Here is an 18351-nt window from a genome sequence, read left to right as displayed (position 1 = left end):
TGCCCCGCACAATGCATTTGGATGTCAGGAAACGATAACGGGCAAGTCCGTACGATCACGGCCTTTGCATGGGTAAGCGCAACCACTGACGGCCGATCGCGGTCAGCCATCCCGTGAGGCGCAAATTACTGCTTATCGGACGGAAAACTCCAAGAGTGTCGAACGCCAGTCGCTTCGTGCAATGCACGCACTAGACCACGAAAGCCCGCCTCGCGCCAACGCGGGAAGGTCCGCGCGAATCTCAGGGTATAGCGGTCACGTCCGCGGTTATGTTGCGGCGGTCACACGCGATGCGTGCTGACCTGTCGATCAACGGGAAGCCTAACCGGGCGACGGCTGCTCCGCGTGCGCACGCGCGCGCTCCGGCCTTGCATCCCTGGTGCAGGTCGTCATGACAAAGGCGATGCGGCTGCATTGCCACCCCGGCCCGAGCGCCGCGCTCGCCACCGTCTCCTGAGAGAGGCTGCCGGCTGACAGGAGCGCCACGCCAAGACCGATCACGACGATGGCGGCCAGCAGCGCTAATCCCTTGCGGCTATAGAGTTGGTGGATCATGCGATCGTTCCTGTTCAGTTTGCGCGGAGCATAGGACCTCGTCGCCCCTCTTCCTGTGATCGGAATCACAGTCGCCCCGCGGCGTTTTAGCGCTGGCGCCTGCCGCTTATTGCGCCGGCTGGATCACGTTGCAGTTGGTCCGCCCGGACATCAGGCAGTCCTGCATCTTGCTCGCCGCGGTCAGTTCGCGCGCCAGCCACAAGCCCGCCGCCAGCATCGCGGCCGCAATCACGAGACCGGCAATCGCGCCGCGGCGGCCGCCGCCTCCCCTTGGGTCTGTCATGATCGTGTCGGTTCCCGCACCGTCACCGCAGAAGAGATCGTGGTTGCAGTAGCTGCTTCGCAAGTGTCCATGTGATCACAACAACTTCAGATCAAATGTGCAAAGCCTGGGCATAAGTGTCGCAAATCCGTTGCGCGCATCCCCGCGCTGCTCAAGACTGCGCGCCTTCCGGGAAGCGCGTGTGCGGAGCGTGCCATGGGTAAACAACATGGGTAAACAAGAAACGGGCTACGACTATCATCGCTACAAGAAACTGCTGGCGGAAGCGGTCGACGAGAGCAAGCGGCTCGAATTGATCCAGCTCCTGATCCGCGAGAAAGCCCGGGACAAGCTCGAAGCGCAGCGGACCTCCGATCGCGTGGCCATGACGGCGCAGACGGTCGCCAGGGTGCTGGGAACCTCCCGCCACCGCGACAGCTTCTAGCTCGGCCAGAATTTTAGCGAAGTTCGACGCGCATCACCGTATTGCTCTCGGCGATGGGCTCGCTTCTCCCGCGCGCACATTGCGGACTACGGATAGCTTCCCCGTTTGGCATGCCAAATTGGACGCTGGCATTTTGCCCCGGGTTCACTTATGTGCTGTGCCGAACCCGATTTTCATCATTCCTCCAACCAGCAGTGAAGATAACAAGGCTCTCTGTATGAGCGGCTTCAAGGAACCGAACTTTTCCGACCGCCAGAAGGCTGCGCAGCAGTCCCGGCAGAACATTTTGCAAAAATTCCGTTCCCGTCCCGGGCCCGATGATCCCGCGGTGCAGGCGCGCGCCGCCGAGCGCGCGGCGCTCGCCGCCAACCGGGAGCAGGCAAGGCTTGCGCGCGAGGCGGCCAAGGCCGAGCAACAGCGCCTCGCGGAAGAGGCTGCCGCCGCGGAAGTGGCGCGAATCGCTCGCGAAAAGGAAGAGGAAGCCGCGCGGCAAGCCGCGCTCGAGGCCGAGCAGAAGGCCAAGCGCGACGCGCGCTACGCCGCCCGCAAGGAACGCGGCAAGAAAAAGCGGTGAGGCTTTGCTGCGACACCATCGAGACCAGCAAAGTTTGCTCTCGATACTCGATGTAAAGGACTCTCCGCGAGAAGCGCTCGCGGCGAGTCCTTCTCAGACGCGACGGCGATCAGTTCTTCTTCATGCCGTCGTCTTTCTTCATCGCGTCGTCCTTCTTCATCATCCCGTCGCTTTTCTTCATGCCGTCATGCTTCGACATGGCATCCTTGGACATCGTATCCTTGGACATCGTGTCTTTCTTCATGGCGTCGTCCTTGCCCATCTTGTCCTGAGCGAAGGCTGCAGGCGAGAGCGCGACGCTGAGGGCGACGAGAGCGGCCGAGACGCTGAGGCCGATACGGGTCGAGAAGGTCATGGTGGTCATCCTTGCTGAGGGGTGATCGTGGAGCGACGTCTGCCGCTCTCCCCTCGACGCGGCCGGAACGGCCCTTGTTACCCTCTCACAAAGTCTTGAAAGAGTACGCGGAGCGGCGCTGCCTGAAAATTAGGCCTTGGCACATCGTCCGCCGCAGTGTGCGGTGCAAAAATACCCGCTCCAGGTGTGACGCTTGGCGTCATGCACCGGGCCGCCTCAAACTATCAGACTAGAGAAAATTCTGGCAAATTCGCCTAAATGCGGCCCTCAAGTTCCGCCTTATCGCCAAACAAGAACAGCTTTTGCCAATGGGAGAAACTTTATGCTCACTCGCCGTCACCTTTTTGCCACGGCGCTTGCCGCGCCCGCGGTGCTGCGCTTCGGCGTCGGAACCGCTCATGCCGCGACCACGCTGAAAGTCTCGCACCAGTTCCCCGGCGGCACCATCGACAAGGGCGATTTTCGCGACCGGCTGTGCCGGATGTTCGCCGCTGAGGTGGCGAAGCGCTCGGGCGGCGAGATCGCTGCCGAAGTCTATCCGAATTCCTCGCTGATCAAGACCAATGCGCAGTTCTCGGCCATGCGCAAGGGCGCGCTCGATATCAGCCTCTACCCGATGCCCTATGCCGGGGGCGAACTGCCGGAGACCAATATCGGCCTGATGCCGGGCCTGGTCACGACCTACGATCAGGGCCTGCGCTGGAAGAAGGAACCGGTCGGCAAGGCGCTCTCCGACTTCCTGGCGGATAAGGGCATCATCCTCCTGACCTGGGTCTGGCAGGCCGGCGGCGTCGCCAGCCGCTCCAAGCCGATCGTGGCGCCCGAGGACGCCAAGGGCATGAAGGTGCGCGGCGGCTCCCGCGAAATGGACATGGTGCTGCAGACGGCCGGCGCGGCCGTGCTGTCGGTGCCTTCCAACGAGCTCTATGCGGCGATGCAGACCGGCGCCTGCGACGCCGGCATCACCTCCTCCACCAGCCTGATCTCGTTCCGCCTGGAGGAAGTCGCGAAATCGCTGACCTCCGGCGCCGGCACCTCCTACTGGTTCATGCTGGAGCCGTTGATGATGTCGAAAGCGATCTTCGACAAGCTGCCGAAGAAGCAGCAGGACGTCATCCTTGCGGTCGGCGCGGAGCTCGAGGCCTTCGGCAAGAAGGGCGCGCAGGACGACGATGTCGAGGTCGCCAAGGTCTACGAGAAGGCCGGGGCAAAGGTCAGCGCGCTTGACGCAGTCACCGTCAACAAGTGGCGCGACATTGCGCGCGATACCGCCTGGAAGGACTATGGTGCTAAAACCGCGACGGCAGCCAATTTATTGAAGCTCGCAAGCGACGTCGCCGCATGATGCATGGTCCGGTCGCGGATCAAGCCGAACGCCAGACCGCCGTCACGGGCAATGTATTCGTGGCGGCGCTGTCGCGCGGGCTTGGCATCTGCAACAACATCATCGTCGTCTTCGCGTCCATCGCACTGATCGCGGCCTGCGTGATCCTGAGCTACAGCGTGCTCGGCCGCGCGCTGTTTCACAGCCCGAACTATTGGCAGGACGAAGCCGCGGTATTCCTCCTGGTTGGCGCGACCTTCATGAGCGCCGCGTACGTGCAGGCCCAGCGCGGCCATGTCAGCATCGAGGCTTTCGTCGGGCTGATGTCGCCGCTCGCAAATCGCATCAGGCTGTGGCTGGTCGATGTCGCAAGCTTGGCCTTCTGCGCCTTCTTTGCCTGGAAATCCTGGACGTTGGCGCATGAAGCCTATGTCGATGGCCAAGTCTCGAACTCGATGTGGTCGCCGCCGCTTGCGATCCCCTACATGCTGATGGCGCTGGGTATGTCGCTGCTCTGCCTGCAGCTCCTGCTGCAGATCATCCTTCCCCTACTGGGTGGTGCGCGCCGATGACTGTGCTTGGGATCGGCATCAGTTACGGGCTTGCCACCCTGTTTGCGATGTTCTCGGGCATGCCCATTGCGTTTGCTTTGGGCGCAGTCGCGGTCGTGTTCATGGCGATCTACATGCCGACGGCCTCCCTCGATACGGTGACGCAGAACGTCTACGAGGAGATGGCCTCGATCACGCTCTTGTCGATCCCGCTGTTCATCCTGAAGGGCGCAGCGATCGGCAAATCCCGCGCGGGCCAGGATCTCTATTCGGCGCTGCACGCCTGGCTGCATCGCGTGCCCGGCGGGCTCGGGGTTGCCAATGTGTTCGCCTGCGCGCTGTTTGCCGCGATGGCGGGATCCTCGCCGGCGACCTGCTCGGCGATCGGCTCGGCCGGCATCCCCGAGATGCGCAAGCGCGGCTATTCCGGCGGCTTTGCCGCGGGGATCATCGCCGCCGGCGGCACGCTCGGCATCCTGCTGCCGCCCTCAATCACCATGATCCTGTTCGCAGTCGCGGCGGAGAAATCGCTGGGGCGCCTGTTCCTCGCCGGCATCGGACCGGGCCTGTTGCTGGTGACACTGTTCGGCATCTACGCGATGTTCCGTTTCCGCAAGGAGTATGCGGCCGCGCGCGCCGCCTATGACGCGACCGGTGCGGATGCCGCGATCCTCCAGCGCGACGAGTTCACGATGGCCGACCGCTTCAACGCGCTGCCGCGGGTGCTGCCGTTCGTGCTGCTCCTGACCGGCGTGATGATCGCGCTCTATGGCGGCTACGCGACGCCGTCGGAGACCGCCGGCCTCGGCGGGCTGTTGGCGCTCGGGCTGATCGCGGTGATCTATAGCGTCTGGAAGCCGAGCGACCTCGAGCCGATCCTGAAATCCACCATCCGCGAGTCGACCATGCTGATGATGATCATCGGCATGTCGCTGCTCTATTCCTACGTGATGAGCTATCTGCACATCTCGCAGTCGGCCGCGGAGGCGATCGTCGCGATGCACCTGCCGCGCTGGGAATTGCTCGTGGCGATCCTCCTCATGGTGATCGTGCTCGGCTTCTTCCTGCCGCCGGTCTCGATCATCCTGATGACCGCGCCGATCATCCTGCCGCCGCTCCGCGCCGCCAATTTCGACATCATCTGGTTCGGCGTGGTGATGACCATCGTGATGGAAATGGGCCTGATCCATCCGCCGGTCGGATTGAACATCTTCGTCATCCGCAACGTCGCGCCCGATATTCCCTTGAGCGAGGTGATCTGGGGCACGCTGCCGTTCGTGCTCCTGATGATGCTGGCGGTGCTGTTGCTCTGCTTCTTCCCGGGAATCTCGACGTGGCTGCCGGATCTCGTGATGGGGCCGGAGAGCGTGCGGTAACTTTCATCCGTCATTGCGAGCGAAGCGAAGCAATCCATCTCGCCGCTTGCGCCAGTGGGGGCAGTGGATTGCTTCGCTCGCAATGACGGCAATCAATTGTAGGGTGGGCAAAGCGGAGCGTGCCCACCACTTCTTGCGGAGGGCGGATGGCGGGCACGCTCCGCTTTGCCCACCCTACAAAGCTAGCGCTTCTTCTTCGCGTTCAGCGCGTTGGCGACGCGGCTTACCGGCGGACGGCCGAGCAGACGGCTCACTTCGTTGGTTGCGGCGAGCAGCTTGTCCATGTCGACGCCGATTTTGATGCCCATGCCTTCGAGCATGTAGACGACGTCCTCGGTGGCGACATTGCCGGTGGCGCCGGGGGCATAGGGGCAGCCGCCGAGGCCGCCGGCGGCTGAATCGATGACGCGGACGCCCTCCTCCATGCCGGCGTAGAGGTTGGCGAGCGCCTGGCCGTAGGTGTCGTGGAAATGCATCGCGAGGTTTTGTGCCGGTACCTCGCCTGCGACCGCTCGCATCAGGTGCCGCGCCTTGACCGGCGTGCCGACGCCGATGGTGTCGCCTAGCGATATCTCATAGCAGCCGAGATCCCACAGTGTCCTGGCAACGTCGACGACCGCCTGCGGCTTCACCTCGCCGTCGAAGGGGCAGCCGAGCACGCAGGAGATATAGCCGCGCACCTTGATGCCGTCGGCCTTGGCACGCGCCAGCACCGGCTTGAAGCGCTCGATCGATTCCGCGACCGAGCAATTGATGTTGGCGCGGGAAAAGCCTTCGGACGCGGACGCGAACACCGCTATCACCTTGGCGCCGGCGGCCTGCGAGGCCTCATAGCCCTTCTCGTTCGGCACCAGCACGTGGAATTCGCCGGGAAGATGGCTGACGCCGCGCAGCACCTCGGCCGATCCCACCATCTGCGGGACCGCCTTCGGCGACACGAAGGCGCCGACCTCGACGATCGGCAAGCCGGCGCCGATCAGTCGCTCGATGAAGGCGATCCGATCGGCGACGCTGATCGGCGTCTTCTCGTTCTGCAGCCCGTCGCGCGGGCCGACCTCGACGATGCGGACGGGCTCGCTCATCACGCAGCCACCGGCTCGACTTCGGCGAGTTCGACGCCCTCGCCGACGATATCGCCCACCTTGCATTTCAGCTTCTTCAGCACGCCGGCATACGGCGCGCGCAACGTCTGTTCCATCTTCATCACTTCCAGCGTCAGGATCGCCGCGCCCTTCTCCAACATCGCGCCCTCTTCGGCTAGCAGGGCGACAACAGTGCCCGGCAGCGGCGCGACGATTTTGTCCTCGCCGACCTGCTCCTCGGTTTCGCCGCCGAACGGATCGACCCAGTGCAGATCGAAGCGGCCGTTGCGGGTACGCAAATAGAGCTCGTGACCCTCGATCACGGCCACGACACCGGATTTCGTGCCATCAAGCGTCAGATCAAAGCCCTCATCCGCGGACGGCGCCAGCGCCAGCGCGAACGTGCGATCGCCGACCGACACCGTCGACGGCCCGTTGCCGTAGCGCAGCGTCACCTTCTGTTCCGCGCCCTGCCCCTGCCGGAACGAAAACACCCGCTGCCGTTGGCCGACCGGCATCCAGCCGAAGGTCTGCCACGCCGAATGCGCCTCCTTCCGTGCAGCCTTCTGCTCCTCATTCAAGATCGCAGCGACCGCGGCGCACAGCTCGAACGCACCGGCAGCCCCACGTTCTGCGGTCAGGCTCTTCAGTTCGCGCTCAATGAAGCCGGTATCGATGGCATTCGCAACCACAGCAGGATGCGTCACCAGCGCCGACAGGAACGGGATGTTGGTGACGATGCCGCGGACGTCGGTTTCTTCCAGCCCGCGATTGAGCTTCTCGATCGCGATCTCGCGCGTCGGCGCCCACGCGATCACCTTTGCCAGCATCGCGTCATAATACGGCGAGACGTTGTCGCCGCTGCGATAGCCGGCATCGATGCGCAAACCGTCGCCCTCCTCCGGCGTGCGCCAGGTCTTGATGCGTCCGACCGACGGCATGAAATTCTTCTGCGGATTTTCCGCATAGACCCGCGCCTCGATGGCGTGGCCGTTCAGCTTGATTTCGTTCTGGGTTAGCGGCAGCTTCTCGCCGAAGGCGACGCGGAGTTGCCATTCCACGAGATCGACGCCGGTGATCAGTTCGGTGACGGGATGCTCGACCTGCAGGCGCGTGTTCATCTCGATGAAGAACACGTCCCTGCCATCGGAGACGAATTCGATGGTGCCGGCGCCCACGTAATTGACAGCCGCGGCCGCCTTTCGCGCGGCGGCGCAGACGGTCTCGCGCTGGGTGGCATTCAGCGTCGGCGACGGCGCTTCCTCGATCACCTTCTGGTGCCGGCGCTGCAGTGTGCATTCGCGCTCCCATAGCGAGAGCAGATTGCCATGGCTGTCGCCGATGATCTGCACCTCGATATGGCGCGGGTTCTGGACGTATTTCTCGATCAGCATGCGGTCGTCGCCGAATGCCGCCTTGGCCTCGCGCTTGGCGCTGATGATTGCAGCCGACAGCTCGGCTGCTGAATTGACCACCCGCATACCGCGGCCGCCGCCGCCGGCCGAGGCCTTCACCAGCACCGGGAAACCGATACGCTCCGCGGCATTCGCCAGAGTGGCCTCGTCCTGCGCCTCGCCGTGATAGCCGGGCACCAGCGGCACATCAGCCTTCTCCATCAGCGCCTTGGAGCCGGATTTCGAGCCCATCGCGTTCATCATCTCGGCCGTCGGGCCGACGAACACCAACCCTGCCTCGAAGCAGGCTTGTGCGAATTCCGCGTTCTCGGACAAGAAGCCGTAGCCGGGATGAACAGCCTCGGCCCCGGTCTCGCGCGCCGCTTCGATCACGCGCTGGATGTTGAGATAGCTGTCGCGCGCCCGGGCCGGGCCCAGCAGCACGGCCTCGTCGGCGAACGCGACATGCAGGGCATCGCGGTCGGCCTCGGAATAAACCGCGACGGTGCGCAGGCCCATGGCCTTGGCGGTGCGGATCACGCGGCAAGCGATCTCGCCGCGGTTGGCGATCAGCAGGGTGCGAAAACGCCGGTAGAGCTTTGAGCGGTCCATCGTCACATCCTGAACAGGCCGAACTTCGTCGGCTCGATCGGCGCATTGGCGGCGGCCGATAGCCCGAGGCCGAGCACAAGGCGCGTGTCGGCGGGATCGATCACGCCGTCGTCCCAGAGCCGCGCGGTGGCGTAATAGGGATTGCCCTGGCTCTCATATTGCGCGCGGATGGGCGCACGGAACTTCTCCTCTTCCTCCGCCGACCAGGTGTCGCCCTTGGCTTCGATATTGTCGCGCCGGACCTGGCTCAGCACCATCGAGGCCTGCTCGCCGCCCATCACGGAGATGCGCGCATTCGGCCACAGCCAGAGGAAGCGCGGGCTGTAGGCGCGGCCGCACATGCCGTAATTGCCGGCGCCATAGGAGCCGCCGATCACGACGGTGAATTTCGGCACGCCGGCGGTCGCCACCGCAGTGACGAGCTTGGCACCGTCGCGCGCGATGCCGCCGGCCTCGTATTTCTTGCCGACCATGAAGCCGGTGATGTTCTGCAGGAACACCAGCGGGATGCCGCGCTGGCAGCACAGTTCGATGAAATGCGCGCCCTTCAGCGAGCTTTCGCTGAACAGGATGCCGTTGTTGGCGATGATGCCGACCGGAAAGCCCCAGATATGGGCAAAGCCGCAGATCAGCGTGGTGCCATAAAGCCGCTTGAACTCGTCGAATTCGGAGCCATCGACGATCCGCGCGATGATGTCGTGGACGTCGAACGGCTTGCGGCCGTCGGAGGAGACCACGCCATAGATCTCCTCGGCCGGATACAAAGGCTCTCGCGGCTCGCGCATGTTGAGCGTGGCGCGCGCCGACGGCTTCAATGTGGCGACGATGCGCCGGGCAATGCCGATCGCATGCGCATCATTCTGCGCGTAGTGGTCGGTGACGCCGGACTGCCGCGAATGCACGTCGGCACCGCCGAGTTCTTCCGCGGTGACGACCTCGCCGGTCGCGGCCTTCACCAATGGCGGGCCGCCGAGAAAGATCGTCCCCTGATTGCGTACGATGATGCTCTCGTCCGACATCGCCGGCACATAGGCGCCGCCGGCGGTGCAGGAGCCCATCACGATCGCGATCTGTGGGATGCCCGCGGCCGACATCTGCGCCTGGTTGTAGAAGATGCGGCCGAAGTGGCGCTCGTCCGGGAAGATCTCGTCCTGCATCGGCAGGAAGGCGCCGCCCGAATCGACCAGGTAGACGCAGGGCAGATTGTTCTGCCGCGCGATATCCTGGGCGCGCAGGTGCTTCTTCACCGTCATCGGATAATAGGTGCCGCCCTTGATGGTGGCATCATTGGCGACGATGATGCATTCGCGGCCCGAGATGCGCCCGACCCCGGTGATCACGCTCGCCGAATGCACGTCGCCGCCATAGAGGCCATTGGCCGCGAGCGGCGACAATTCCAGGAATGCGGTGCCGGGATCGACCAGGAGGTCGACGCGGTCGCGCGCCAGCATCTTGCCGCGCGAGGTATGCCTGATACGGGACGCCTCGCCCCCGCCGCCCGCAACCTGGCTCAGCTTGTCGCGGAGCTCGGCCACCAGGCCGCGCATCACCTCGGCATTGCCGGAAAATTCCTGGGATTTGGGATCGATCGTGGAATGAAGCTGCATGTTGCGCTTTTCTGCCGCGTGTTTCGACAATCTTCAAACTAGAATATCGCGGCTCATCGCGCGATAGGGCCCGCCACTCAAGCCGGATGATTCCCGCCTTGCGAAATTGACCACCGCCGCCGGTTTCGACGCCATGATTCCTCCCGTCGCTATGGATCCTATAGCGAAACGATCATACGTTTTTTTATCATCCTCTCAAGAGGCTCGACATTGAGCGATTACCAAGGTTATAGCACATTGATTTCGCTCGATTTTCCGACTATAAACATACGATCGTTCGCTAGTTTCCCGCTCTTTCTAACGCTCCTGCGAGGGTCCCGATGGCGCGCACGATCGGCTCACACGGCCCAACGACGCTGGAGGCGATCCGCAAAGCCGGAACGCGCCTGATCTTCGAGCATGGCTATGAGGCCATGAGCCTGCGCCAGCTCGCCGCCGAGGTCGGCATCCAAGCGGGCTCGCTCTACAACCACATCAGCACCAAACAGGAATTGCTGTTCGACCTGGTGCAGCACCATATCAACGAGCTGCTGCGCCAGCTCGATCTTGCGCTCGACGGCAAGAGCGGTCCGGAGGAAAAAATCCGCGCCTTCGTTGCCTTCCACGTCAGCTATCACATGACGCGCAAGCGCGAGGTCTACATCGCCAATTCCGAGCTGCGGAGCCTGGAGCCGAAGAATTATGCGGCGGTGATCGCCTTGCGCGAGGCTTATGAGCGGCGCCTTGCCGACATCCTCGAGGAAGGTGTTGCGCAGGGCGTCTTCGAATTGGTCGATGTGCAGGTCGCGACCTTTGCGATCCTGGCGATGCTGACCGGGCCCTGCACCTGGTATCGTCCCGGCGGCCGGCTCTCGAAGGAAGCCATCATCGCCACCCATGAAAAGCTGGTGCTGTCGGGCATCGCGCCGCAGGCGGCTGCTCCCCCTGCCCGCATCAGCCGCAGGGCAACACGGCGTGTCGCCGCAGGATAGTTCGTTCGTCAAGGTATGAGGCATTCATGACGGAGCTCGACGAGATCGACCGGAAGATTTTGTCCGAGCTGCAGCAGGACGGCCGGCTGCGCTACAACGATCTGGCGCAGCGCGTTGGCATCTCCGCGCCGGCCTGCCTGCGCCGCGTCCGCGCGCTGCGTAGCCGCGGCGTGATCAGGGACGTCCGTGCGAGCCTTGACGAGCGGACGCTCGGTTACGAGGTGGTGTCCTTTGTCCTGATACAGTTGACCAGCCAAAACCAAGCCACGCTGGAGGCGTTCGAGGCATCGATCGCCCGCCTGCCCCTGGTGCAGCAATGCTGGCGCATTTCAGGCGAGGCAGACTTCCTGCTCAAATGCGTGGCAACCGGTGTTCAAGGCATGCACCAGCAGCTCCTGCAGTTCTCGGCGATGGCTGAGGTGCGCACCATCAGGAGCTTTCCGGTGCTCGGCGTCTCCAAGGACGCACCGCTGCCGCTCCCGCTTCCCTAGCCAGACGTACCAACCTTGCGCAGCATGCGGTGGAAGCGCGGCCAATCCTTGCCGAGGAGTTCCGCGACTTCGGCATTGAGCTTTTCCATCGCGGAATCCAGCGGGGCTCGCAGCGCCCGCCCGCGCTCGGTCAGGTAGAGATGGTAGATGCGCCGGTCGCTCTCATCGGCGTGGCGCCTGATCAGACCCGAGCGCTCGAGCCGGTCTATGACGCCGGTCATGGTCGCGCTGTCGATCACAAGGCGCGCGCCGAGCTCAGCCGCCGTCTGCGCGTCCTCTTCCCAGAGCACGCATAGCGCGGCGTACTGCACCGGCGTCACATCGTGCTCGGCCAGCAATTCCTTGGCGCGCCGTGTCACCCGCTGCTGCGCCTTTCCGAGCAGGAAGCTGATGCAGTCCTCGATCTTGTCCATCGTTCCCTTACAGCCGCCGGGGCGTTCTGGGTTGACGTTTTTCACGCACGCATGTTACTTGTGTACAAGTTACTTGTACAGCGGGGGTTGATGATGTCGCATCCTGCCGATCGCAATGCCGAGGAAGGCGCGTCCGAGCCGCAACGCTGCGTGGCGGTGATCGATGCGGGGTTGCCCCTTGGCAAGGCCGCCAACGCCGCCGCCGTGATGGCCCTGACGATGGGCGCCCGCCACCCTCACCTCGTCGGCGATGCGCTGATCGATGCCGCGGGCAATCCCCATGCGGGACTGATCCCGATCGGAATTCCCGTGCTGGGCGCGCCGAAGGAGGATTTGCCGCGAATCCGGCAGAAGGCGGCCGAGGCGGGAATTGAGATCGTCGACTTCCCCGTGCAGGGACAAGAGACCAACGACTACGGCGAATTCCGGCGCATGATGAGCGGCCTTGCGCCGGATAGCATCGAATATCTCGGGATCATGCTGTTCGGCACGAGGAAGCGGGTCGGCCGCATCGTCGGCAAATATTCGCTGCTACGGGCGCCCTGAGAGCACGCTTACATGCTGCTGGTTAGTTAGTGCGTCCAGGGCTCGCCGCGGCGGAACGAGAAATTGTCGGCATAGGCGATCTGCCGGTGGAGCGATTCCTTCGGCTCGAGCACCTGGTAGGGGATGCCCTTGCGTTCGCAATAGGCGATCGCCTCTTCCTTGGTCTGGAAGCGCAGCGTGAGCTGCTGCTTCATGTCGCCGGACGAGGTCCAGCCCATCAGGGGCTCGACCATCCGCGGCTGTTCCGGCTCATAATCGAGCTGCCATTCCCTGGTCTTGGCACGCCCCGATTGCATCGCGTTTTTGGCGGGCTTAAAAATGCGAGCTGTCGTCATGGATTGTCGAACCTTCGGGGATTGTGCGACATGGAGCGTGTGGAGGGAACGCCCGGGATAGTATACAGACACCTTTCACGGATGTGATGGGTGATTCCTGAACCCGGATGTTACCTTTCGTCCGGTATAGCCATTCTACCGCGCTGTGACAATCTGGCCGCGGATGGGCTCGAATGTCTCGCGGCGCGGCCTTCTCGAAAGCATCACTTCGAAGCGGGACCCATGAAAATCAACGCCACCCTGCCCGAAAAGGGACGCGATCTCCGGCTCGACCTGTTTCGCGGGGTCGCGAACTGGGCGATTTATCTCGATCATATCCCCGACAATGTGGTGAATTGGATCACCACGCGGAATTACGGTTTCAGCGACGCCGCCGACCTGTTCGTCTTCATCTCCGGCTATACCGCCTCCTTCGTCTACGCCCGGATGATGCTGGAGCGCGGCTTCGTCGTCGGCGCGACCCGACTGACCAAGCGCGTCTGGCAGCTCTACGTCGCCCACATCATCCTGTTTGTGATCTACATCGCCGCAATCAGCTACCTGGCGTTGCGCTTCGGCGATTCCAACCTTATCAACGAATTCAACGTCGCCGGCCTCGTCGACAACGCGACCGAGACCCTGCGCCAGGGCCTGTTCCTTAAGTTCAAGCCGGTCAACCTCGACGTGCTGCCGCTCTACATCGTGCTGATGGGCCTGTTCCCGCCGGTGCTCTGGTTCATGCTGCGCCAACCGAACCTGACCATGCTCGCCTCGATCGCGCTGTGGCTGGTGTCGCGCCAGGTGGGGTGGAACCTGCCGGCCTATCCGGCCGGCGTCTGGTACTTCAACCCGTTCGCCTGGCAGGTTCTGTTCGTGTTCGGCGCCTGGTGCGCACTCGGCGGCGCGCGGCAGAATGCCAACATCATCAACTCGCCCTACACGCTCTGGTTCTGCGTCGCCTATATGATCTTCGCGCTGATCATGACCATGGCCGGCCGCTTCCCGGATTTCGGCGCCATGTTCCCGGACTGGCTCTATTCGGCCTTCAACCCGAACGACAAGACCAACCTCGCGCCTTACCGCTTCATCCACTTCGCGGTCATCGTCATCCTCGTGATCCGCTTCATCCCGAAGGATTGGGCGGCACTGGAATGGAAGGTGTTCGATCCGCTGATCGTCTGTGGCCAGCAGTCGCTCGCGGTGTTCTGTGTCGGCGTGTTCCTGTCCTTTGTCGGGCACTTCGAGCTGTCGATGAGCTCTGGCTCGCTGCTCGCGCAGATCTTCGTCAGCGTCACCGGCATCGCGATCATGACGATCGTGGCCTACTACATCTCCTGGTCGAAACGGCAGGACAAGCCGCTGCCGAAGACGCCACCGACCCCGGCGAAGGCGACGTAGCGCCATCTTCCGCCTCTCCCCCGTTCTTCACGGGGCCGGGACGAGCAGAGCTCGCCCTGAGAGGGTTGGGGTGAGGGGCTGCTTCCGCAAAAACGGTGAGAGTCTGACTCGCGGAGACCCCCCTCACCCGGATCGCATCTTACGATGCGATCCGACCTCTCCCCGCAAGCGGGGCGAGGTAATCTCAACTCGGCGGCGGGGCAGTCGAGGCGACGATGCTGGCGACATCGCCATAGGTCCTGACCAGCGGCGCGACGACCTTGTGCATCCGGCCCTTCGACACGATCGTGTCGTGCAGGATCAGGTTGTCGACCCCTGTGGCGAGGAAGCAGTTCACGGCGTCCTCCGGCGTCTCGATAATCGGCTCGCCCTTGACGTTGAAGGAGGTGTTGATCAGCACCGGCACCCCGGTCAGCGCCTCGAACTCCTTCAGGAGCCGGTAGAGCCTCGGATTGGTCGCCTCGCGCACAGTCTGCACGCGCGCCGAGCCGTCGACATGGACGATGGCCGGAATCTTGTCGCGCCACTCGGGACGGACCGGCTTGGCGATCAGCATGAACGGCGAATCCTCCTCACCTTCGAATATCTCCGTCATCCGCTCGGCCAGCACCAGCGGCGCAAACGGGCGGAACGCCTGCCGGTGTTTGACGCGGCTGTTGAGGATGTCCTTCATCTCTGCCCGGCGCGGATCGGCAATCAGGCTGCGATTGCCGAGCGCGCGGGGCCCGAACTCGGACGGCCCCTGGAACCAGCCGATCACGCGCTGGTCGGCGAGCAGCTTGGCGGTATCGCGGCAGATATCGTCGCTGCGCCTGGCGTCCACCTGCACACGCACCAGGAACTTCTGCAACGCGGCCGCGACCTCCGCCTCGCTATAGGGCCTGCCGACGAAAGCGTGCTCCATCACGAAGTTGCGCCGCTGTTTCAGGATCCCGAGCCAGCCGTAATAAGCGCAGCCGATCGCGGTGCCGTCGTCGCCCGCCGCCGGCTGGATCCAGACATTCTCGAAGCCGGCTTCCCGCGCAATCCGTCCGTTGGCCACGCAATTCAGCGCGACGCCGCCGGCGATGCAGAGGTTCTTGGCGCCCGTAGTCTCGCGCAGCCAGCGCGCGCGGGCGAGCAGCACGTTCTCGGTGTCGTCCTGCACGCGCCAGGCGATGTCCTCCCAGTGACGCATCGCCGGGCTCTTGTCCCAACTGCCGCTGTCGAGCAGATAGGGTTGATTGAATTCGCTGGTCCATGGCGGCACGTGCAACTTGCCGTCGCTCATGTCGAGGAGATGCTTGACCTGCTCGCGACGGCCGTAGGGGGCAAGGCCCATCAATTCGCCGCACTTGTTCCAGTCGCCGAACACGTAGGACGAGACACGGCTATAGAGCGCGCCGAGGCCCGGCATATTGTAGAACTCGTCGCTGAGCATGCCGCGCGAAGGCTCCATGAAGACCTTCTTCAGGCACTCCAGCTTCTCGCCCTCGAACCGGTAGTAGCTTTCGGATTCACGCGCCAGCGGCGACGCCGCATCCGCATTCGGATACTGCTCCATGACGTCGGACTGATAGTTGCCGACGCCGTCGACCACCATCACCACACCCTCATCGAACGGCGACACCGCAAATGCGCTGTAGGCATGCGCCAGATGGTGGGAGAGCGATACCACCTTGCCCGAGGTCGAACGAAACAGCGGATGTTTGGACGCTTCCTGCCGCTCGGGATACGGAAGAAAGCCGGCCATGTCCTGATAGATCAGCCGCTCTTCCAGCTCCGGCACCGGCAGGATGTAGCAATTGCTGACGACCAGATCCACATCATCGAGCGTGATGCCCTCGGCCTTGAGGCAATAGTCGATCGCCTCCTTGTAGAATCCGGACGCGTGCTTCTCGCGCGTGATCCGCTCCTTGGCGATCGCAAAGGCGATCGCGCCGTCGCGCAACAGGCAGGCGCTGACGTCATGATCGTAGGTGTTGAGGCCGAGGACGTAGGTGTGCTGCTTGGGCATGGGGACTCGTCAGGCGGGAATCATCGCGTGGCTTAGGATACGCGATCGTGTCGACATCAAGTTCTCTGCGGGATTTGTCGAAATCTTTTTCGCCATGGTTCGGCGGCGCACAAATCATTGGATACGACGAAGATGAACAAGATGAACGACGGATGAACGGCAAGACACACGATGCATTTCTGCAAGCGGGACTATAACTTGACCTCCCCCGACCCGCCCAATAGAGTTTTTGCGAAGCGCAAGAACGTTCGACAAAATTTTGTCTTAGTGCATCTGAACTAGTGGCTGTCTCAAACGTCTAAGCAAGACAGTTCGGATTGTTTGGATGTCTGGAAGTGACCGGGAGATTACTGAATGGTTAAACGCTACAATTTCCTGACGCGCTGCCTTGCCGCGGTGGCATTGCTGTTCGTCTATGTCGCCAGCACCTCGGCGATTCTGGTCGGCACGACCACCTCGTCGGCGCAGGCGCAGTATCGCGGACGCGGCGGTTGGGGTCGCGGTCGCGGCGGATGGGGTTATCGCGGCGGTTATCGCCGTGGCTGGTATCCCCGCGGCTACGGCTACTACGGCGGCTATGGTGGCCCGCGCTGCTGGTGGACCCCGCGCGGCGTTCGCGTCTGCAGGTAGTGGCGTTAGCCCGACGCTACTGCACTAGATCAAAGGAAAAATCAGGTGCGTCGGAAACGGCGCACCTGATTTTCTTTTGGCAAGAGAGCTCTCGCGGCTCAGCTCTCGAGGATCGCGACCGCCCGCGTCCAGCCAGCGGAAGCGCGCTCGATCTTCACCGGGAAGCACGACACCATGAAGCCGGTCGAGGGCAACAGTTCGAGATTGTGCAGCTTCTCGAGGTGGCAATAGCCGATGTGGCGGCCGGCCTTGTGGCCTTCCCAGATCAGGCTGGCATCCCTCGTCTCGGCATATTTCTTCGCGGTGTAGACGAACGGCGCATCCCAGCTCCAGCCGTCGGTGCCGGTCAGCCGCACGCCGCGCTCCAACAGATACATCGTCGCCTCATAGCCCATGCCGCAGCCGGAGACGACATAATCCGGCCGGCCGAATTTTGCGCCAGCGCTGGTGTTGACGACGACGATCTCGAGCGGCTTGAGCGTATGGCCGATGCGGATGAGCTCCTCCTCGACATCCTTGGCGCTCGCGACATAGCCGTCCGGTAGATGCCGGAAGTCGAGCTTGACGGCCGGCTGGAAACACCATTCCAGCGGCACTTCGTCGATGGTCCAGGAGCGCTCGCCGCGGTTCATCGTGGGATGGAAGTGCCAGGGCGCATCCAGATGCGTGCCGTTATGGGTGGAGAGATTGACCTGCTCGACCGCCCAGCCCTGCCCGTCCGGTAGATCTTCCGCTCGTAACCCCTGGAAGAATTCCAGCATCCGCGGCAGGCCCTGCTGGTGGTCGATATACTGGATGGTCGGATGGTTGCCCGGCGGATCGGCCGGCACGTCGTTCTGCAGGGGAACGGAGATGTCGATCAGTTTGCGCGCCATGGTCTGTCCTCTCGGGTTTCCTCGATGAAATTCTGGATCAGTACGCCGATCCCTGCAACGTCAGCAGAAATCTCGTAGTCCAGGTAGAGCGCAGCGCAACCCGGGCTACGGACATACACGGCGGGCCTTTTACCAATGGTTAGCCTTACCGATGTTGCCACAGGAACGTCATTCACCAGCCTTCATTGACGTGCAAGGAGTGCGGATGACGAACGAGCTCGACAAGATCGACCGGACGCTCGACGAAATGCTGGTGAACCTGGGCGCCATCGTGCTCAAGCTCGCCTCGGTGTCGAAGACCGCGGCGGAGCGGCGGGCGCTGGCTCAATCCGTCCATCAGTACACGGTCTGCGCCGAGCGATCGAGCGATCCCCGAGTCCAGCGCCTGCGGGTGGAACTCGAAGCGACCCTCCAGCCTCCGCTGAAACTGATCTCCAGCCGGTAGCGCCGACGCATCCTACCGGGCTTGGGGCGCACGCCTCTGCTCAAAAGCGCGGCATCGCAGTTTTGTCAAACGCCGCCGCTACAATTTGACATTTCGTGCGCCGGAACGGCGCCGATCCGCGCTCGTTGTCGTCGA

General features: G+C 63.2%; 21 protein-coding genes. 11 read left to right on the top strand and 10 right to left on the bottom strand.

Features of this window, described 5'->3' with window-relative positions; translation table 11 throughout:
* Window positions 1–321: 321 nt before the first annotated feature.
* Together AC5ZG5_RS06195 and AC5ZG5_RS06190 are read right to left on the bottom strand one after the other, a co-directional pair.
* A complete protein-coding gene (locus AC5ZG5_RS06195) occupies window positions 322–555 on the bottom strand; it encodes a hypothetical protein (protein WP_028166817.1) in 234 nt (77 codons plus the stop codon).
* A 106-nt stretch (window positions 556–661) separates the two neighbouring features.
* A complete protein-coding gene (locus tag AC5ZG5_RS06190; protein WP_456641594.1) occupies window positions 662–838 on the bottom strand; it encodes a hypothetical protein in 177 nt (58 codons plus the stop codon).
* A gap of 208 nt (window positions 839–1046) precedes the next feature.
* Between AC5ZG5_RS06190 and AC5ZG5_RS06185 the strand changes: the two genes are divergently transcribed.
* Both AC5ZG5_RS06185 and AC5ZG5_RS06180 read left to right on the top strand, forming a co-directional pair.
* Window positions 1047–1262, top strand: coding sequence for a hypothetical protein (locus AC5ZG5_RS06185; protein WP_028166816.1), 216 nt, complete (start codon window positions 1047–1049; stop codon window positions 1260–1262).
* Between the two features lie 217 nt (window positions 1263–1479).
* Window positions 1480–1836, top strand: coding sequence for a DUF6481 family protein (locus tag AC5ZG5_RS06180; protein WP_456641593.1), 357 nt, complete (start codon window positions 1480–1482; stop codon window positions 1834–1836).
* A 109-nt stretch (window positions 1837–1945) separates the two neighbouring features.
* On the opposite strand, the gene AC5ZG5_RS06175 is transcribed toward AC5ZG5_RS06180, so the two are convergent.
* A complete protein-coding gene (locus AC5ZG5_RS06175) occupies window positions 1946–2191 on the bottom strand; it encodes a pentapeptide MXKDX repeat protein (protein WP_028166814.1) in 246 nt (81 codons plus the stop codon).
* Window positions 2192–2513: 322 nt separating this feature from the next.
* Here AC5ZG5_RS06175 and AC5ZG5_RS06170 point away from each other — a divergent pair, with 322 nt between their 5' ends.
* Genes AC5ZG5_RS06170 through AC5ZG5_RS06160 form a run of 3 tightly spaced genes read left to right on the top strand, consistent with a single transcriptional unit; the run spans window position 2514 to window position 5442 of the window.
* Window positions 2514–3536, top strand: a complete 1023-nt coding sequence (locus AC5ZG5_RS06170; RefSeq protein WP_130225717.1) for a TRAP transporter substrate-binding protein — start codon at window positions 2514–2516, stop codon at window positions 3534–3536.
* On the top strand, window positions 3533–4087 hold the full coding sequence (locus AC5ZG5_RS06165) for a TRAP transporter small permease (RefSeq protein WP_456641592.1): 555 nt from the start codon (window positions 3533–3535) through the stop codon (window positions 4085–4087). Before AC5ZG5_RS06170 ends, AC5ZG5_RS06165 begins: the two co-directional genes overlap by 4 nt.
* Window positions 4084–5442, top strand: coding sequence for a TRAP transporter large permease (locus AC5ZG5_RS06160; protein WP_456641591.1), 1359 nt, complete (start codon window positions 4084–4086; stop codon window positions 5440–5442). The genes AC5ZG5_RS06165 and AC5ZG5_RS06160 overlap by 4 nt, the downstream gene beginning before the upstream one ends.
* A gap of 182 nt (window positions 5443–5624) precedes the next feature.
* Here AC5ZG5_RS06160 and AC5ZG5_RS06155 read toward each other — a convergent pair whose 3' ends face one another.
* Genes AC5ZG5_RS06155 through AC5ZG5_RS06145 form a run of 3 tightly spaced genes read right to left on the bottom strand, consistent with a single transcriptional unit; the run spans window position 5625 to window position 10137 of the window.
* Window positions 5625–6524: a hydroxymethylglutaryl-CoA lyase gene (locus tag AC5ZG5_RS06155; protein WP_456641590.1), complete on the bottom strand. Its 900-nt coding sequence runs from the start codon at window positions 6522–6524 to the stop codon at window positions 5625–5627.
* Window positions 6524–8530 carry an acetyl/propionyl/methylcrotonyl-CoA carboxylase subunit alpha gene (locus tag AC5ZG5_RS06150; protein WP_456641589.1) on the bottom strand — a complete coding sequence of 669 codons (2007 nt, stop codon included), beginning with the start codon at window positions 8528–8530 and terminating at the stop codon, window positions 6524–6526. Before AC5ZG5_RS06150 ends, AC5ZG5_RS06155 begins: the two co-directional genes overlap by 1 nt.
* A gap of 2 nt (window positions 8531–8532) precedes the next feature.
* Window positions 8533–10137 carry a carboxyl transferase domain-containing protein gene (locus AC5ZG5_RS06145; RefSeq protein ID WP_456641588.1) on the bottom strand — a complete coding sequence of 535 codons (1605 nt, stop codon included), beginning with the start codon at window positions 10135–10137 and terminating at the stop codon, window positions 8533–8535.
* A gap of 320 nt (window positions 10138–10457) precedes the next feature.
* Between AC5ZG5_RS06145 and AC5ZG5_RS06140 the strand changes: the two genes are divergently transcribed.
* Together AC5ZG5_RS06140 and AC5ZG5_RS06135 are read left to right on the top strand one after the other, a co-directional pair.
* Window positions 10458–11108 carry a TetR/AcrR family transcriptional regulator gene (locus tag AC5ZG5_RS06140; RefSeq protein WP_456641587.1) on the top strand — a complete coding sequence of 217 codons (651 nt, stop codon included), beginning with the start codon at window positions 10458–10460 and terminating at the stop codon, window positions 11106–11108.
* A gap of 26 nt (window positions 11109–11134) precedes the next feature.
* The gene (locus AC5ZG5_RS06135; protein ID WP_028166805.1) at window positions 11135–11599 is read left to right on the top strand and encodes an Lrp/AsnC family transcriptional regulator; all 465 of its coding nucleotides are present in this window, start codon (window positions 11135–11137) and stop codon (window positions 11597–11599) included.
* Here AC5ZG5_RS06135 and AC5ZG5_RS06130 read toward each other — a convergent pair.
* A complete protein-coding gene (locus AC5ZG5_RS06130) occupies window positions 11596–12012 on the bottom strand; it encodes a MarR family winged helix-turn-helix transcriptional regulator (protein WP_456641586.1) in 417 nt (138 codons plus the stop codon). The two genes, AC5ZG5_RS06135 and AC5ZG5_RS06130, sit on opposite strands and share 4 nt — an antisense overlap.
* Window positions 12013–12105: 93 nt before the next feature.
* Here AC5ZG5_RS06130 and AC5ZG5_RS06125 point away from each other — a divergent pair, with 93 nt between their 5' ends.
* Window positions 12106–12558, top strand: coding sequence for a DUF2000 domain-containing protein (locus AC5ZG5_RS06125; RefSeq protein ID WP_456641585.1), 453 nt, complete (start codon window positions 12106–12108; stop codon window positions 12556–12558).
* A 26-nt stretch (window positions 12559–12584) separates the two neighbouring features.
* Here AC5ZG5_RS06125 and AC5ZG5_RS06120 read toward each other — a convergent pair whose 3' ends face one another.
* Window positions 12585–12893 (bottom strand): ETC complex I subunit, encoded by a 309-nt coding sequence (locus tag AC5ZG5_RS06120; protein ID WP_035691450.1) that lies wholly within the window; start codon window positions 12891–12893, stop codon window positions 12585–12587.
* Between the two features lie 222 nt (window positions 12894–13115).
* On the opposite strand from AC5ZG5_RS06120, the gene AC5ZG5_RS06115 reads away from it, so the two are divergent.
* Complete coding sequence (locus tag AC5ZG5_RS06115) at window positions 13116–14270, top strand: OpgC domain-containing protein (RefSeq protein WP_028166802.1); 1155 nt, start codon at window positions 13116–13118, stop codon at window positions 14268–14270.
* Between the two features lie 184 nt (window positions 14271–14454).
* Here AC5ZG5_RS06115 and AC5ZG5_RS06110 read toward each other — a convergent pair whose 3' ends face one another.
* Window positions 14455–16266, bottom strand: a complete 1812-nt coding sequence (locus AC5ZG5_RS06110; RefSeq protein WP_456641584.1) for a carbamoyltransferase family protein — start codon at window positions 16264–16266, stop codon at window positions 14455–14457.
* A 354-nt stretch (window positions 16267–16620) separates the two neighbouring features.
* Here AC5ZG5_RS06110 and AC5ZG5_RS06105 point away from each other — a divergent pair, with 354 nt between their 5' ends.
* Window positions 16621–16896 (top strand): hypothetical protein, encoded by a 276-nt coding sequence (locus AC5ZG5_RS06105; protein WP_456641583.1) that lies wholly within the window; start codon window positions 16621–16623, stop codon window positions 16894–16896.
* Between the two features lie 98 nt (window positions 16897–16994).
* Here the strand turns inward: AC5ZG5_RS06105 and AC5ZG5_RS06100 are convergent, their stop codons facing one another.
* On the bottom strand, window positions 16995–17771 hold the full coding sequence (locus AC5ZG5_RS06100) for a cyclase family protein (protein WP_028166799.1): 777 nt from the start codon (window positions 17769–17771) through the stop codon (window positions 16995–16997).
* Between the two features lie 205 nt (window positions 17772–17976).
* On the opposite strand from AC5ZG5_RS06100, the gene AC5ZG5_RS06095 reads away from it, so the two are divergent.
* Complete coding sequence (locus AC5ZG5_RS06095; RefSeq protein ID WP_130225705.1) at window positions 17977–18216, top strand: hypothetical protein; 240 nt, start codon at window positions 17977–17979, stop codon at window positions 18214–18216.
* Window positions 18217–18351 lie beyond the last annotated feature (135 nt).

Source organism: Bradyrhizobium sp. Ses1, assembly GCF_059512365.1.
This window is presented reverse-complemented; position numbering and strand designations above follow the sequence as displayed.

Coding starts and splice junctions, on each gene's coding strand:
- AC5ZG5_RS06195 (WP_028166817.1), bottom strand. CDS start 555: ATGATCCACCAACTCTATAGCCGCAAGGGATTAGCGCTGCTGGCCGCC.
- AC5ZG5_RS06190 (WP_456641594.1), bottom strand. CDS start 838: ATGACAGACCCAAGGGGAGGCGGCGGCCGCCGCGGCGCGATTGCCGGT.
- AC5ZG5_RS06185 (WP_028166816.1), top strand. CDS start 1,047: ATGGGTAAACAAGAAACGGGCTACGACTATCATCGCTACAAGAAACTG.
- AC5ZG5_RS06180 (WP_456641593.1), top strand. CDS start 1,480: ATGAGCGGCTTCAAGGAACCGAACTTTTCCGACCGCCAGAAGGCTGCG.
- AC5ZG5_RS06175 (WP_028166814.1), bottom strand. CDS start 2,191: ATGACCTTCTCGACCCGTATCGGCCTCAGCGTCTCGGCCGCTCTCGTC.
- AC5ZG5_RS06170 (WP_130225717.1), top strand. CDS start 2,514: ATGCTCACTCGCCGTCACCTTTTTGCCACGGCGCTTGCCGCGCCCGCG.
- AC5ZG5_RS06165 (WP_456641592.1), top strand. CDS start 3,533: ATGATGCATGGTCCGGTCGCGGATCAAGCCGAACGCCAGACCGCCGTC.
- AC5ZG5_RS06160 (WP_456641591.1), top strand. CDS start 4,084: ATGACTGTGCTTGGGATCGGCATCAGTTACGGGCTTGCCACCCTGTTT.
- AC5ZG5_RS06155 (WP_456641590.1), bottom strand. CDS start 6,524: ATGAGCGAGCCCGTCCGCATCGTCGAGGTCGGCCCGCGCGACGGGCTG.
- AC5ZG5_RS06150 (WP_456641589.1), bottom strand. CDS start 8,530: ATGGACCGCTCAAAGCTCTACCGGCGTTTTCGCACCCTGCTGATCGCC.
- AC5ZG5_RS06145 (WP_456641588.1), bottom strand. CDS start 10,137: ATGCAGCTTCATTCCACGATCGATCCCAAATCCCAGGAATTTTCCGGC.
- AC5ZG5_RS06140 (WP_456641587.1), top strand. CDS start 10,458: ATGGCGCGCACGATCGGCTCACACGGCCCAACGACGCTGGAGGCGATC.
- AC5ZG5_RS06135 (WP_028166805.1), top strand. CDS start 11,135: ATGACGGAGCTCGACGAGATCGACCGGAAGATTTTGTCCGAGCTGCAG.
- AC5ZG5_RS06130 (WP_456641586.1), bottom strand. CDS start 12,012: ATGGACAAGATCGAGGACTGCATCAGCTTCCTGCTCGGAAAGGCGCAG.
- AC5ZG5_RS06125 (WP_456641585.1), top strand. CDS start 12,106: ATGTCGCATCCTGCCGATCGCAATGCCGAGGAAGGCGCGTCCGAGCCG.
- AC5ZG5_RS06120 (WP_035691450.1), bottom strand. CDS start 12,893: ATGACGACAGCTCGCATTTTTAAGCCCGCCAAAAACGCGATGCAATCG.
- AC5ZG5_RS06115 (WP_028166802.1), top strand. CDS start 13,116: ATGAAAATCAACGCCACCCTGCCCGAAAAGGGACGCGATCTCCGGCTC.
- AC5ZG5_RS06110 (WP_456641584.1), bottom strand. CDS start 16,266: ATGCCCAAGCAGCACACCTACGTCCTCGGCCTCAACACCTACGATCAT.
- AC5ZG5_RS06105 (WP_456641583.1), top strand. CDS start 16,621: ATGGTTAAACGCTACAATTTCCTGACGCGCTGCCTTGCCGCGGTGGCA.
- AC5ZG5_RS06100 (WP_028166799.1), bottom strand. CDS start 17,771: ATGGCGCGCAAACTGATCGACATCTCCGTTCCCCTGCAGAACGACGTG.
- AC5ZG5_RS06095 (WP_130225705.1), top strand. CDS start 17,977: ATGACGAACGAGCTCGACAAGATCGACCGGACGCTCGACGAAATGCTG.